This is a genomic window from Microbacterium sp., from assembly GCF_003248605.1.
GTDB lineage: Bacteria > Actinomycetota > Actinomycetes > Actinomycetales > Microbacteriaceae > Microbacterium.
The window spans coordinates 1-12637 of record NZ_QFPF01000012.1; the positions used below are offsets into that span (position 1 = coordinate 1).

The 12637-nt window shown below is 71.2% G+C and carries 10 protein-coding genes and 1 pseudogene; 10 read left to right on the forward strand and 1 reads right to left on the reverse strand.

Going from position 1 to position 12637, the window contains the following annotated elements; all coding sequences use genetic code 11:
- The 10 genes and pseudogenes from DI573_RS03325 to DI573_RS03370 form a co-directional block, all read left to right on the forward strand.
- Nucleotides 1-273, forward strand: a pseudogene (locus DI573_RS03325) (succinate--CoA ligase subunit beta); the annotation flags it as partial.
- Between the two features lie 11 nt (nucleotides 274-284).
- Nucleotides 285-1187, forward strand: a complete 903-nt coding sequence (gene sucD / locus DI573_RS03330) for a succinate--CoA ligase subunit alpha (protein ID WP_292810624.1) — start codon at nucleotides 285-287, stop codon at nucleotides 1185-1187.
- Nucleotides 1188-1272: 85 nt separating this feature from the next.
- Nucleotides 1273-1713, forward strand: a complete 441-nt coding sequence (locus tag DI573_RS03335) for a nitroreductase family deazaflavin-dependent oxidoreductase (RefSeq protein ID WP_292810627.1) — start codon at nucleotides 1273-1275, stop codon at nucleotides 1711-1713.
- Between the two features lie 73 nt (nucleotides 1714-1786).
- Complete coding sequence (locus tag DI573_RS03340; RefSeq protein WP_292810628.1) at nucleotides 1787-3313, forward strand: DUF6350 family protein; 1527 nt, start codon at nucleotides 1787-1789, stop codon at nucleotides 3311-3313.
- A 9-nt stretch (nucleotides 3314-3322) separates the two neighbouring features.
- Nucleotides 3323-3919 (forward strand): phosphoribosylglycinamide formyltransferase, encoded by a 597-nt coding sequence (gene purN, locus DI573_RS03345; protein ID WP_292810630.1) that lies wholly within the window; start codon nucleotides 3323-3325, stop codon nucleotides 3917-3919.
- Between the two features lie 42 nt (nucleotides 3920-3961).
- Nucleotides 3962-5569 (forward strand): bifunctional phosphoribosylaminoimidazolecarboxamide formyltransferase/IMP cyclohydrolase, encoded by a 1608-nt coding sequence (gene purH / locus DI573_RS03350; RefSeq protein ID WP_292810632.1) that lies wholly within the window; start codon nucleotides 3962-3964, stop codon nucleotides 5567-5569.
- A gap of 202 nt (nucleotides 5570-5771) precedes the next feature.
- Nucleotides 5772-7589 (forward strand): AlkA N-terminal domain-containing protein, encoded by a 1818-nt coding sequence (locus tag DI573_RS03355; RefSeq protein WP_292810634.1) that lies wholly within the window; start codon nucleotides 5772-5774, stop codon nucleotides 7587-7589.
- Nucleotides 7586-8134, forward strand: coding sequence for a methylated-DNA--[protein]-cysteine S-methyltransferase (locus DI573_RS03360; protein WP_292810636.1), 549 nt, complete (start codon nucleotides 7586-7588; stop codon nucleotides 8132-8134). Before DI573_RS03355 ends, DI573_RS03360 begins: the two co-directional genes overlap by 4 nt.
- A 161-nt stretch (nucleotides 8135-8295) precedes the next feature.
- Nucleotides 8296-10143, forward strand: coding sequence for an ABC transporter ATP-binding protein (locus DI573_RS03365; protein WP_292810638.1), 1848 nt, complete (start codon nucleotides 8296-8298; stop codon nucleotides 10141-10143).
- Complete coding sequence (locus DI573_RS03370; RefSeq protein ID WP_292810641.1) at nucleotides 10140-11954, forward strand: ABC transporter ATP-binding protein; 1815 nt, start codon at nucleotides 10140-10142, stop codon at nucleotides 11952-11954. Before DI573_RS03365 ends, DI573_RS03370 begins: the two co-directional genes overlap by 4 nt.
- Before the next feature lie 126 nt (nucleotides 11955-12080).
- On the opposite strand, the gene DI573_RS03375 is transcribed toward DI573_RS03370, so the two are convergent.
- Nucleotides 12081-12533, reverse strand: coding sequence for a GNAT family N-acetyltransferase (locus tag DI573_RS03375; protein WP_292810643.1), 453 nt, complete (start codon nucleotides 12531-12533; stop codon nucleotides 12081-12083).
- Nucleotides 12534-12637: the final 104 nt, after the last annotated feature.

Below are 12637 nucleotides of genomic sequence, written 5' to 3' on the forward strand. Positions count from 1 at the left end.
GGGCTCGACGTCATCCTCGGCGACCCGCAGGTCAAGAGCGTATTCGTCAACGTGTTCGGCGGCATCACCGCGTGCGACGCGGTGGCCAAGGGCATCGTCGGCGCGCTCGCCGAGCTGGGCTCCAGCGCCTCCAAGCCGCTCGTCGTGCGCCTGGACGGCAACAAGGTCGAGGAGGGGCGCGCGATCCTCCGCGACGCCGCCCACCCCCTCGTCACACTCGCCGAGACCATGGACGAAGGCGCCGACAAGGCCGCCGAACTCGCGAACGCATAAGGACTGAAGCAATGTCGATCTTTCTTGACAAGGACTCCAAGGTCATCGTCCAGGGCATCACGGGCGGCGAGGGCACCAAGCACACCGCGCTGATGCTCAAGGCCGGAACGCAGGTCGTCGGCGGCGTCAACGCCCGCAAGGCCGGCACGACCGTGCTGCACACCGACAAGGACGGCAACCCCGTCGAGTTGCCCGTGTTCGCCTCCGTGGCCGAGGCGATGGCGGCCACCGGCGCCGACGTGTCGATCGCGTTCGTGCCCCCCGCCTTCACCAAGGATGCGATGGTCGAGGCCATCGACGCCGAGATCCCGCTGCTGGTCGTGATCACCGAGGGCGTGCCCGTCGGAGACACCGCCGCGGCGTGGTCCTACGCGCAGTCCAAGGGCAACACGACCCGCATCATCGGCCCGAACTGCCCCGGCATCATCACCCCGGGCGAGTCGCTGGTCGGCATCACGCCCGCCAACATCACCGGCAAGGGCCCGATCGGCCTCGTCTCGAAGTCGGGCACCCTGACCTACCAGATGATGTACGAGCTGCGCGAGATCGGCTTCTCGACCGCCATCGGAATCGGCGGCGACCCCATCATCGGCACCACCCACATCGACGCGCTCGCCGCGTTCGAGGCCGACCCCGAGACGAAGGCGATCGTCATGATCGGCGAGATCGGCGGTGACGCCGAAGAGCGCGCGGCCGACTTCATCAAGGCCAACCTCACCAAGCCCGTCGTCGGCTACGTCGCGGGCTTCACCGCGCCCGAGGGTAAGACGATGGGCCACGCCGGTGCCATCGTCTCGGGCTCGGCGGGTACCGCGCAGGCCAAGAAGGAGGCCCTCGAGGCCGCCGGCGTCAAGGTCGGCAAGACGCCCTCCGAGACGGCCGATCTCATGCGCGCGGTGATCGCCGCGCTGTAGTCGTCTCGCACAGAGGGGTGGATGCCGGGGCCTGTGCCCTCGGCATCCACCCTCTTCGTGTGCACCCGCGGCTAGGCTGGGCACCATGCCACTGACCGGAGAATATCTGCCGAGCACCGCCGACTGGGCCCGCACTCAGGCCGAGAAGTACGAGGCCTCGAACGGTACCGAGGCCAACCTGCTGCGCGGGGTCCCGATCATCGTCCTCACCACCGTGGGGGCCAAGTCGGGCGGACTGCGCAAGACCGCTCTGATGCGCGTCGAGCACGAGGGCGTGTACGCCGTCGTCGCGTCCAAGGGCGGCGCCCCGAAGCCGCCGCAGTGGTACTACAACATCCTCGCCAACCCGCACGTCGAGCTGCAGGATGGCGCCGTCAAGCGCGACTATGTCGCGCGCGCGGTCGAGGGCGACGAGTACGAGCAGTGGTGGGCCCGCGCCGCCTCGGTGTGGCCCGACTACGACGAGTACCAGACCAGGACCGATCGCCGCATCGCGCTGTTCGTGCTCGAGCCCGCCGAGGCCTGAGCGCCCGCCGAGGCCTGAGAGCCCGGCGAGGCAGGCCGGCCCCGTCCGCGCTCGCGGGTAGGGTCGTTCGGGCATGTACCGCGTTCTCGTCGCCCTCCTCTGCGCCCTCGACGCCGCCATCGCGGCGGCGGTCGGGCTGGCGATGGTCGCCGCACCCCTGACGCTGCTCTGGGTGTTCGGGATGGGGTCGGCCGCAGACTGGGCGGCGCTCTGGCCGGCAACGGGCGCGATCTGGCAGCTCGGTCACCTCGTGCCGATGCAGATCACGCTGCCCGCCGAACTGATCGCGGCGGGCATCCCGGTCGATGCGGCGTCGTTCCCCCTCTCCGTGGCGCCTCTCGCCCTCGCGGTGTTCAGCGCCGTGTTCGGGCTGCGCTCCGGGGCGCGCGCCGCGCGCGCGGGCGCGTGGCTGACCGGTGCCGCATCCGCGCTCGCGGTGTCGGCCGCGGCATCCACGCTCGTCGCGCTCACCTCGGCGAACCCCGTTGCGGCACCGGTGCTCTGGCAGGCGATCCTCTACCCCGCGGCGGTGTACACGATCGCCGTGCTGGCCGGCGGCATCGCCTGCGCATGGAACGAGGGCGATGACGGCATCGTCGACGCCGTGCGCGACGCCCTCGCGGCGCACGGCCGGCCTTGGGCGCACGTCGTCGAGGCGACGGTCCGCGCGTCGATCATCGCCGCGGCGGTGCTCGTGGGCGCCGGCGCGATCGCGTTCGCCGTTGCCGTGTTCGCCGGAGCGGGTGAGATCATCGCCCTCTTCCAGGCCGGCAACATCGACGGGGTCGGCGCCACGATCATCACGCTCGGTCAGCTCGCCTACCTGCCGACGCTCGTGATCTGGGCGGTGGCCTGGATCGCAGGCCCCGGGTTCGCGTTCGGCGCGGGCACCGCGGTCTCGCCCGTCGGAACCGAGATCGGTCCGGTTCCGGGCATCCCGGTGCTGGGCGCGCTGCCCGAGGTGCAGAGCATGTGGTTGCTGCTGGTCGTGCTGATCCCCGTCGCCGCCGGCGCCCTCGCGGGCTGGGTCGCCCGGTCCGACCTCGTCGCGGCCGCAGACGCCGCGGCGTCGCCCGCGTCAGCATCGACCGATCGGATGCTGCCGCGCCTGGTCACCGCGCTCGCCACGGCGTTGGTCGTGGCCGGGATCGTGGCCGGGCTCGCGGCGGCGGCCTCGGGTTCCCTCGGCCCGGGGGCGCTCGTCGACGTCGGACCGCACGCGGGCATGGTCGCGCTGGCCGTGGGGGCGGAGGTGCTCGTCGGAGCGGCGATCCTGCTCCTTGCGCCCCTGCGCAGCGGCGGGGCGCTGGCCGCCGCGACCCACGGCGCGGGAGCGTGGGCGCCCGGACGGCACAGCCACGACGACACCCTGCGCCGGGCCGAGCGGTGGGGTCGCGCGCACGACGAGCCCGATCGCTGGCATCACCTCGACGAGACCGCGCCGATCGAGCGGGTCGCGGCGCCCGCCGCACCCGGGGCTGGGCCCACCACCGCAGCCGCGCCCGCGTCCGTTGAGGGCGAGCCCGGCGGCGACACAGACGAGACGGCGCCCATCGAGCGCCTGCCCCCGCACCCCGGCAGCGCGCACCCCGCGGACTAGACTGGGCGGGTGCTCACGGTCGCCGTCCTCATCTCGGGCACGGGATCCAACCTTCGTGCCCTGCTCGAGGCCGCCGCGCACCCCGATTACCCCGCGCGGGTCGTCGTGATCGGCGCCGATCGCGAGGCCGACGGATTCGGGCACGCCGAAGAGTTCGGCATCCCCTCGTTCATGGTCGCATTCGATCACTTCGACACCCGCGAGCAGTGGGGCGAGGAGCTTCGCCGGCAGCTCGATGTCTGGACGCCCGATCTGATCGTGCTCAGCGGCCTGATGCGTCTGCTGCCGCACGACGTCGTCGCCGCCTACGCGCCGCGCATCATCAACACCCATCCGGCATACCTGCCCGAGTTCCCGGGCGCCCACGGCGTGCGCGACGCGCTCGCGGCGGGGGTGACCGAGACCGGGGCCAGTGTCATCGTCGTCGACGACGGCGTCGACACCGGTCCGATCCTCGCGCAGGAGCGCGTTCCCGTGCTCCCCGGCGACACTCCGCACTCCCTGCACGACCGCATCAAGCCCGTCGAACGGCGGCTGCTGATCGATGTCGTGCGACGCATCGCCACCGGCGAGCTCGATCTCGCGGCACCGTCCGCGCACGCCTGAGCTCAGCATCCGCCGCCCGCCCCCACCGCAAAGGAGCCGCCCATGGCAGGACCCAGCCACGACCCCTCTCTCTACCGCGATCGCGACGCCGTGCCGATCCGCAGGGCGTTGGTGTCGGTCAGCGACAAGACCAACCTGCTCGTGCTCGCGGGCGCGCTCGCCGAGGCCGGGGTCGAGATCGTCTCGACCGGCTCGACCGCCGCGGCGATCCGCGATGCGGGGCACGCCGTCACCGACGTCGCGAGCGTCACCGGATTCCCCGAATCGCTCGACGGGCGTGTGAAGACCCTCCATCCCGGCGTGCACGCGGGCCTGTTGGCCGATCTGCGACTCGAAGACCACGAGCGTCAGCTCGCCGACCTCGGCATCTCGCCGTTCGAGCTCGTCGTGGTGAACCTCTACCCGTTCGTCGAGACGGTCGCCTCGGGCGCGCAGGGCGACGACGTCGTCGAGCAGATCGACATCGGCGGCCCCGCGATGGTGCGCGCATCGGCGAAGAACCACGCCAACGTCGCGATCGTCGTCTCGCCCGAGTCCTACCCCGCGATCATCGACGCGGTGCGCTCCGGCGGCACGACGCTGACGCAGCGGCGCGAGCTCGCCGCCCGCGCCTTTGCGCACACCGCCGCCTACGACACCGCCGTCGCCGCCTGGTTCGCCGAGGGCACGCTCTCGGATGACCTCGACCTGCCCGCGCACCTGACGATCAAGGCCGAGCGCCTCGCGACCCTGCGCTACGGCGAGAACTCGCACCAGCGCGCAGCGATCTATACACGCCTGGGCGGCCACGGCATCGCGCAGGCGCGTCAGCTGCAGGGCAAAGAGATGTCGTACAACAACTACGTCGACGCGGATGCCGCGCTTCGAGCCGCCTTCGACATGGTCAAGCCCGCGGTGGCCATCATCAAGCACGCCAACCCGTGCGGCATCGCCGTCGGGGCGCCGAGCGCGCTCGACCCGATCGCCAGCGCCCACCTGCGCGCGCACGAGTGCGATCCGGTCTCGGCATTCGGTGGTGTCATCGCCGCGAACCGCACCGTGACGCTGAAGATGGCCGAGAACCTCCGCGACATCTTCACCGAGGTCATCGTCGCGCCCGACTTCGAGCCCGCGGCGCTCGCCGTCTTCGCCGAGAAGAAGAACCTGCGCCTGCTGCAGCTGCCGCCGGACTGGAAGCAGGAGCCGATGGATGTGCGCCTGGTCTCCGGTGGGCTGCTCCTGCAGGACGCCGATCGGTTCCCCGACGACATCGAATCGGTGGCGAAGCACTGGGAGCTCGTCTCGGGGGAGCGTCCCTCCGAGGACGACATGACCGGTCTCATCTTCGCGTGGAAGGCATGCCGCGCGGTGAAGTCCAACGCGATCGTCCTGGCCAAGAACTCGGCCACCGTCGGCATCGGCATGGGGCAGGTCAACCGGGTCGATTCGTGCCGACTGGCCGTCGAGCGCGCGGGTGCCCGCGCGGCCGGCTCGGTGGCGGCATCCGACGCGTTCTTCCCGTTCGCCGACGGACCCGCCGTGCTGATCGACGCCGGCATCTCGGCGATCATCCAGCCCGGGGGCTCGGTGCGCGACGAAGAGGTCATCAACGCGGCGCGCTCTGCCGGCATCCCGATGTTCTTCACGGGCGAGCGCCACTTCTTCCACTGATCCGGGGCTCCGGCCCCGACGTGGGCGGACAACATTCCGGAGTGACGGCCGGTCCGGGACACTATCCGTGCGATCAATGCGCCCGGTCGTAAGGTCATCCGGAATGTTGTCCGTTTGGGCCGGCCAAGCCCGGCGCGCTCACTGCCGCCGCCGTGTCCGATTTCCGCGAGCGGGTGCGGTGCGGCCGTGTCAGGCTGGGGACATGACATCGCCACCGAACGCCATTCCGGGTCATCCGGCGATGACGTTCGACGAGCGCTACCGGGCGATATCGTCGCGCGACACGCGCTTCGACGGACAGTTCGTGACCGCCGTCCGCACGACGGGCATCTACTGCCGCCCGAGCTGTCCCGCGCGCACGCCGAAGCCTGGCAACGTGTCGTTCTTCGCCACGAGCGCCGCGGCGCACGAGGCCGGGTACCGCGCCTGCAAACGCTGCCTGCCCGAGGCGGCGCCGGGCTCGCCCGCGTGGGATCTGCGCGCGGACGCCGCCGGACGGGCGATGCGCCTCATCGCCGACGGCGTCATCGAGCGCGAGGGCGTGCCGGGGCTCGCCCGCCGGCTGGGGTATTCGACACGCCACCTCACACGGATGCTCACCGCCGAGCTCGGCGCCGGGCCGCTCGCTCTGGCCAGGGCTCACCGGGCACAGACGGCACGGATGCTGCTGGTCGGCACCGATATGCCCGCCGCCGATGTGGCGTTCTCCGCTGGTTTCGCGAGCGTGAGGCAGTTCAACGACACCGTGCGGGAGGTGTTCGGCCTCACCCCGACGCAGCTCCGCGCGCGGCGCCGTGCGGCCTCCGCTCCGCCCGGTTTTGCGCCCGGCCTGATCCAGCTCGCCCTTCCCATGCGCGCGCCGTTCGATGCGGCGGGACTCTTCGCCTGGATGGCAGCGCGTGCGATCCCGGGTGTCGAGGCGGCGACATCCCTCTGTTTCGCGCGGACCTTGCAGATGCCGGGCGGACCCGCGGTGCTCCGGCTGCGCGCCGACGGCGATCGGGTGCGCCTCGAGGCCCGCCTCGCCCACCTCGGCGATCTGGCCAGCGTGGTCGCGCGGGCGCGGCGCCTGTTCGACCTCGACGCCGATCCCGTTGCGATCGATGCGGCGCTGGCGGCTCACCCCGCCGTGGCGCCCCTCGTCGCTCGGTCCCCGGGCCTGCGGGTGCCGGGTGCCGCCGATCCGCACGAGATGCTCGTGCGCGCGATGATCGGCCAGCAGATATCGGTCGCGGCCGCCCGCACCGCGCTCGCCCGTCTGACCGACGCGCTCGGCGAGCGCCTGCCCGAAGGCCTCGACGGCGCGCCGGATACAGGAGATGCTGCGAGAACAGGATTTTTGGCGCGTGATTCGTCCTGTTCTGACGCCGACTCCTGTTCCGGCGACGCGGCTCGGGTGCGGGATGCCGCCACCACGCGGGATGCTGTCGCCACAAGCGCGCGTGTCGCCACAAGCGCGCGTGCAGGCACAGGCGCGCGTGCAGGCACAGGTACCCATCCAGCCACAGGCACAAGCCCAGGCACAACCCCAGACACAGGCGCAGGCGCAGGCACAAGCACAACCGCGGCGGCCCCGATCGACCGGTTCTTCCCGACGATGGCGGCAATCGCCGAGCACGGCGCGGACGTGCTGCGGGGCCCCGCCGCGCGGATCCGGGCGATCGTCGGGACCGCCGCCGCGATCGCGGCCGGGGATCTCGAGCTGAGCCCGGGCGACGACGCGCGCGATCAGCGCGCCGCGTTGCTCGCGATGCCCGGGATCGGACCCTGGACCGCCGACTACGTGCGCATGCGCGTCACGGGTGACCCCGATGTGTTCCTGCCGGCGGACGTCGCCGCGCGCGCCGGGGCGGTGCGCGCGGGCCTCCCCGGCGATCCGCGCGCCCTCGACGCCTGGGCGTCACGGGTTGCGCCGTGGCGGTCCTACCTCACCGGGCACCTCTGGCGCACAGCCCTTGCGGCCCCCGTGCCGCCCACGGCACTCGATGCCGACCGACCGACCGAGAGGATCCCGGCATGACCGGCACACGCACTCCCTCCGCACCGACCGCGCTCGCGGCACACGCCGCACCGGCCGCGCTCGTCGAGACGATCGCCACGCCGGACGGCGCCTTCACGATCATCGCGGCCGAGGACGGCAGCGTCCTGGCCTCGGGATGGACGGCGGATCCCGCGGCGCTCACCGCCCGCATCCACCCCTCCCTGCGTCCGACCGAACTGCGTGCGGGCCCGACGCCTGCCGCGGAGGCGGCGCGGAGCTACTACGCCGGCGAGATCGCCGCGATCGACGGCGTCGTCGTGCGCCAGCGGGGCACGGATCTGCAAGAGCGCGGGTGGAGCGCGCTGCGCCGGATCGATCCCGGCGCGCCGCTGACGTACACGTCGTTCGCCGCGGCATTCGGGTCCCCGGCGGCGGTTCGAGCCGCGGCATCCGTCTGTGCGCGCAACGCGCCCGCGCTGTTCGTGCCGTGCCACCGCGTGCTGCGCGCGGACGGCACGCTCGGCGGCTTCGCGTGGGGGCTCGATGTCAAGCGGTCGCTGCTCGCGCGCGAGGCGGCGCGCTGACCGGGAGGTGATTGTTGCCAGCGGTGACATTCCGGGCATAGGCTGAAAGGCTCTTTTGCCGACGTCTTGCACGATCGCTCCTGCCCCACCGCTGGAACTCCTCGCGTCGCGCACACCCCTCGCCAGATCCCGGCGCCACCGCACGACCTCCCACAAGGATCATGACCCGCACCGCCACGCCCCCGCCCCGCGCCGAATCGTCGACGCTCGGATCCCTCGCCCGGCTCATTCCGTTCGCGCGTCCGGTGCTGCCGCGACTCGCCCTCGGTGCTGCGAGCGCGCTGGTCGCGGCGCTGCTCGCGCTGACGATCCCGCTCGTGCTCGAAGTGGTCGTGGGCGGTCCCGTCGCCTCGGGCGACCTCGTGCAGATGGCGTGGGGTGCCGCCGCGATCCTGGGGCTGGGCCTGGCGGAGGCGGCCATGGTGTGGCTGCGCCGCTGGTTCGTGCTCGGGCCCGCGACCATGGTCGAGTACGACCTGCGTCGCACCTTCTACGGCCGGCTGCAGCGTCTGCCCGTCGCATTCCACGATCGCTGGCAGTCGGGGCAGCTGCTCAGCCGGATGATGCAGGACATCTCGATGCTGCGCCGCTGGCTCGCCTTCGGCCTCGTGCTGCTCGTCGTGAACGTGCTGACGATCGTCGTGGGCCTCGTGCTGCTGTTCCGGTGGCACTGGCTGCTGGGTGTCATCTTTCTGGTCACCTCGGCGCCCCTCTGGTACGCCGGCTACCGCTTCGAGAAGACCTACGGCACGCTCGCGCGGCAGAGCCAGGATCAGGCCGGCGACCTCGCCACCTCGGTGGAGGAGAGCGTGCACGGCATCCGCGTGCTCAAGGCGTTCGGGCGTGGAAAGTACGCGCTCGGCAAGTTCGCCCGCCAGGCCGAGACGCTGCGCGAGACCGAGCTGAGTAAGGCCCGGGCGATCGGCTGGATCTGGTTCTGGCTCGTGCTCCTGCCCGACATCGCCTTCGCGCTGTGCCTGGGCGCGGGCATCTACCTCACCGCGCTCGGTCAGCTGCAGGCATCCGAACTCGTCGCGTTCTTCGCGATGGCGACCGTGCTGCGCTGGCCGATGGAGTCCATCGGATTCCTGTTCTCGTTCATGCTCGACGCGCGCACCGCCACCGATCGCCTGTTCGAGGTCTTCGACGAGCAGAACACGATCACCGACCCCGAGCATCCCCGCACCCTCGACAGCCCGCGGGGCGAGCTCGTCTTCGAGGGCGTGCACTTCAGGTATCAGGATGCCGTCGCCGGCGACCGCGATCTGCTCGATGGCATCGACCTTGTGCTGCGGCCGGGCGAGACGATGGCGCTGGTGGGGCTCACCGGGTCGGGAAAGACGACGCTCACCACCTTGCCGGGGCGGCTGTATGACGTCACCGGCGGACGCGTTGTGCTCGACGGCGTCGACGTGCGCGATCTCTCGCTGCGCGAGCTGCGCACGCACGTGGGTATGGCGTTCGAGGATGCGACGCTGTTCTCGCAGTCGGTGCGCGAGAACGTGCTGCTGGGCCGCGAGGATCTGGAGCCCGGCTCCGCCGAGGCCGAACGGGTTCTGCGTGAGGCGCTCGGGGTGGCGCAGGCCGGTTTCGTCGAGGACCTGCCGAACGGAGTCGACACGATCATCGGCGAGGAGGGGCTCTCGCTCTCGGGGGGTCAGCGCCAGCGTCTCGCGCTCGCCCGGGCCGTCGCCGCGCGTCCGGCGGTGCTCGTGCTCGACGACCCGCTCTCGGCGCTCGACGTCGACACAGAGGCTCTCGTCGAGGACGCCCTGCGCGAGGTGCTGCACGCCACGACCGCGCTCGTGATCGCCCACCGGCCCTCGACCGTCACGCTCGCCGACCGCGTCGCGCTGCTCGAGGAGGGCCGGATCTCCGCGGTGGGCACACATTCCGAGCTGCTGCGCACGAGCGCGCACTACCGGCACGTCATCTCGAGCCTCGAGGACGCCGCCCGGAACGCCCAAGACCCGGAGGCCCGCATGCGGGCGGGGGAGGTGAACCCGTGAGCACGACCGTGACCGGCACGAGCGGCGAGGACCGCTCCGATTACACGCGCGCCGAGAGCCGCGAGATCCGTCGACGCTCGCTGCGCCTGCTCGGATCGCTCATGTCGGCGGTGCGCTGGCAGCTGGTGCTCGCGGGCGCGCTGCTGGTCGTCTCGACGGCGTTCCGCGTCGCGGGACCCGCGCTCATCGCCTACGGCATCGACACCGCACTGCCCGCGGTGGTCGACCGCATGGACTGGATGCCGACGGTCGGCGTCGTCGCGGTGTACCTGCTCACCGCGATCGCGGGGGCCGCGCTCATCGCCTGGTACGTCGTCGTCGCCGCGCGGCTCACGCAGGCGATCATGCTCGATCTGCGCAAGCGCATCTTCCTGCACACGCAGCGGCTGAGCCTCGAGTTCCACGAGTCGTACACGTCGGGTCGCATCATCTCGCGGCAGACGAGCGATCTCGACACGATCCGCGAGCTGCTCGACGGCGGCCTCAACGAGCTGGTCTCGGGCATCCTCTACGGCGGGTTCACCCTCATCGCGCTGCTGCTGATCGACTGGCAGTCGGGTCTGATCCTCGTCGTCATGGGCATCCCGCTCATGCTGCTGATGCGGTGGTTCTACATGCGGTCGCAGCTGGTGTACCGCGAGTCGCGTGTGATCAGCGCGCAGGTCATCGTGAAGTTCGTCGAGACGATGACCGGGATCCGGGCCGTCAAGGCGTTCCGCAAGGAGACCCGCAACGACGAGGAGTTCGGCGACCTCTCGCTGAAGTACCGGGGCGTGAACATGCGCTCGATCCAGCTCTTCGGGACCTTCGAGCCGGGGCTCATGGCGATCGCCTCGGTGTCGTTGGCGCTCGTGGTCTTCTGGGGTGGGGTGCGGGTCGCCGAGGGCGGCATCGCGGTGGGCGTGCTCATCGCCGCCGTGCTGTACGTGCGCAACTTCTTCTCGCCCCTGCAGGAGGTCGCCTTCTTCCTCAACTCCTACCAGTCCGCCACGGCGGCACTCGAGAAAGTCTCGGGTGTGCTCGAGGAGGAGCCGACGGTGCCCGACCCCACCCAGCCGGTCGACCTGTGGAGCGCCCGCGGTCATGTGCGCTTCGACGACGTGCTGTTCGGCTATTCCGACGACCGCGTGATCCTCCCGGGCTTCTCGCTCGACATCCCCGCCGGCCAGACCGTCGCCCTCGTGGGGACGACGGGCGCGGGCAAGTCGACCCTCGCGAAGCTCGTCTCCCGCTTCTACGACCCCACGCGCGGCGAGGTGTCGCTCGACGGCGTCGATCTGCGCAGTCTGCACCCCAAGGACCTGCGCCGCGCGATCGTCATGGTGACGCAGGAGGCGTATCTGTTCAGCGGCACCGTCGCCGACAACATCGCGCTGGGCAAGCCCGATGCGACGCTCGACGAGATCCAGGCCGCGGCACGGGCTGTGGGGGCGGATGCTTTCATCCAGCGCCTGCCCGATGGCTACGGCACCGACGTGAACAAGCGCGGCGGACGCGTGTCGGCGGGTCAGCGGCAGCTGATCTCGTTCGCGCGCGCGTTCCTCGCCGATCCCGCCGTGCTGATCCTCGACGAGGCGACGGCGTCGCTCGACATCCCGAGCGAGCGTCAGATCCAGGACGCGCTGCAGACGCTGCTCGCCGATCGCACGGCGATCATCATCGCGCACCGCCTGTCGACGGTCGCGATCGCCGACCGTGTGCTCGTCATGGAACATGGCCGCATCATCGAGGACGGCACGCCGGAGGACCTCATCTCGGGCACGGGGAAGTTCGCGCAGCTGCACGCGGCGTGGCGGGAATCCCTCGTCTGACGCGCGGCGACGCGGAGGAACGATGGGGGGCGACGAGGCCTCGGTGGGGGAGGGGAATCCGAGGCCCCGCCGCCGGTCTCGAGCGTCGTGGCCTCTCCCCAGCCGCCACGACGAAACCGCGAGATCCTACAGTCGGATCTCGGCGATGACCTCACCGTACTCGGTCTCACCGGTGGGTGTGAAGCCCACGCGGCGGAAGAAAGCCTCGGGACCCTCTTCGCCCGCCTCGTAGATCACGGTGACGACGTCGAGGCCGCGGGCGCGCGCCTCTTCGAGCAGCCCCTCGACGGCGAACCGGCCGACACCGCGGCCCTGATCGTCGGCGTCGACGTTGATGCGCCACAGCACCGAGCGGAAGTATTCCTCGGGGGCATCGGGGTCGAATCCCGCGCTGACGAAGCCGACGACCTCGTCACCGTCGACGACGACGCGCTGCCATGTCGTGGCCGGATCGGCGACGGTGGCGGCGATGCCGTACGACACCGGGGCGAGGAACTGTTCCTGCCCCGGCTTGAGCGAGAGATTGTTCACGGCGACGATCGTCGTCGCGGACAGTTCCACCAGTCGCAGCTCAGCCATACGCACAGGGTAGTGGGGTCCGGGTGCCCCCGTCACGGACGCTCGACCCGGTCACCTGCTGTTCACGGAGCGAAGTATCTCGACGTCAAGAGAAAAGATGCCTT

Bases quoted from the DNA above. Each gene is read 5' to 3' on its own strand.
- sucD (WP_292810624.1), top strand. From the start codon at position 285: ATGTCGATCTTTCTTGACAAGGACTCCAAGGTCATCGTCCAGGGCATC.
- DI573_RS03335 (WP_292810627.1), top strand. From the start codon at position 1,273: ATGCCACTGACCGGAGAATATCTGCCGAGCACCGCCGACTGGGCCCGC.
- DI573_RS03365 (WP_292810638.1), top strand. From the start codon at position 8,296: ATGACCCGCACCGCCACGCCCCCGCCCCGCGCCGAATCGTCGACGCTC.
- DI573_RS03355 (WP_292810634.1), top strand. From the start codon at position 5,772: ATGACATCGCCACCGAACGCCATTCCGGGTCATCCGGCGATGACGTTC.
- DI573_RS03375 (WP_292810643.1), bottom strand. From the start codon at position 12,533: ATGGCTGAGCTGCGACTGGTGGAACTGTCCGCGACGACGATCGTCGCC.
- DI573_RS03340 (WP_292810628.1), top strand. From the start codon at position 1,787: ATGTACCGCGTTCTCGTCGCCCTCCTCTGCGCCCTCGACGCCGCCATC.
- DI573_RS03360 (WP_292810636.1), top strand. From the start codon at position 7,586: ATGACCGGCACACGCACTCCCTCCGCACCGACCGCGCTCGCGGCACAC.
- purH (WP_292810632.1), top strand. From the start codon at position 3,962: ATGGCAGGACCCAGCCACGACCCCTCTCTCTACCGCGATCGCGACGCC.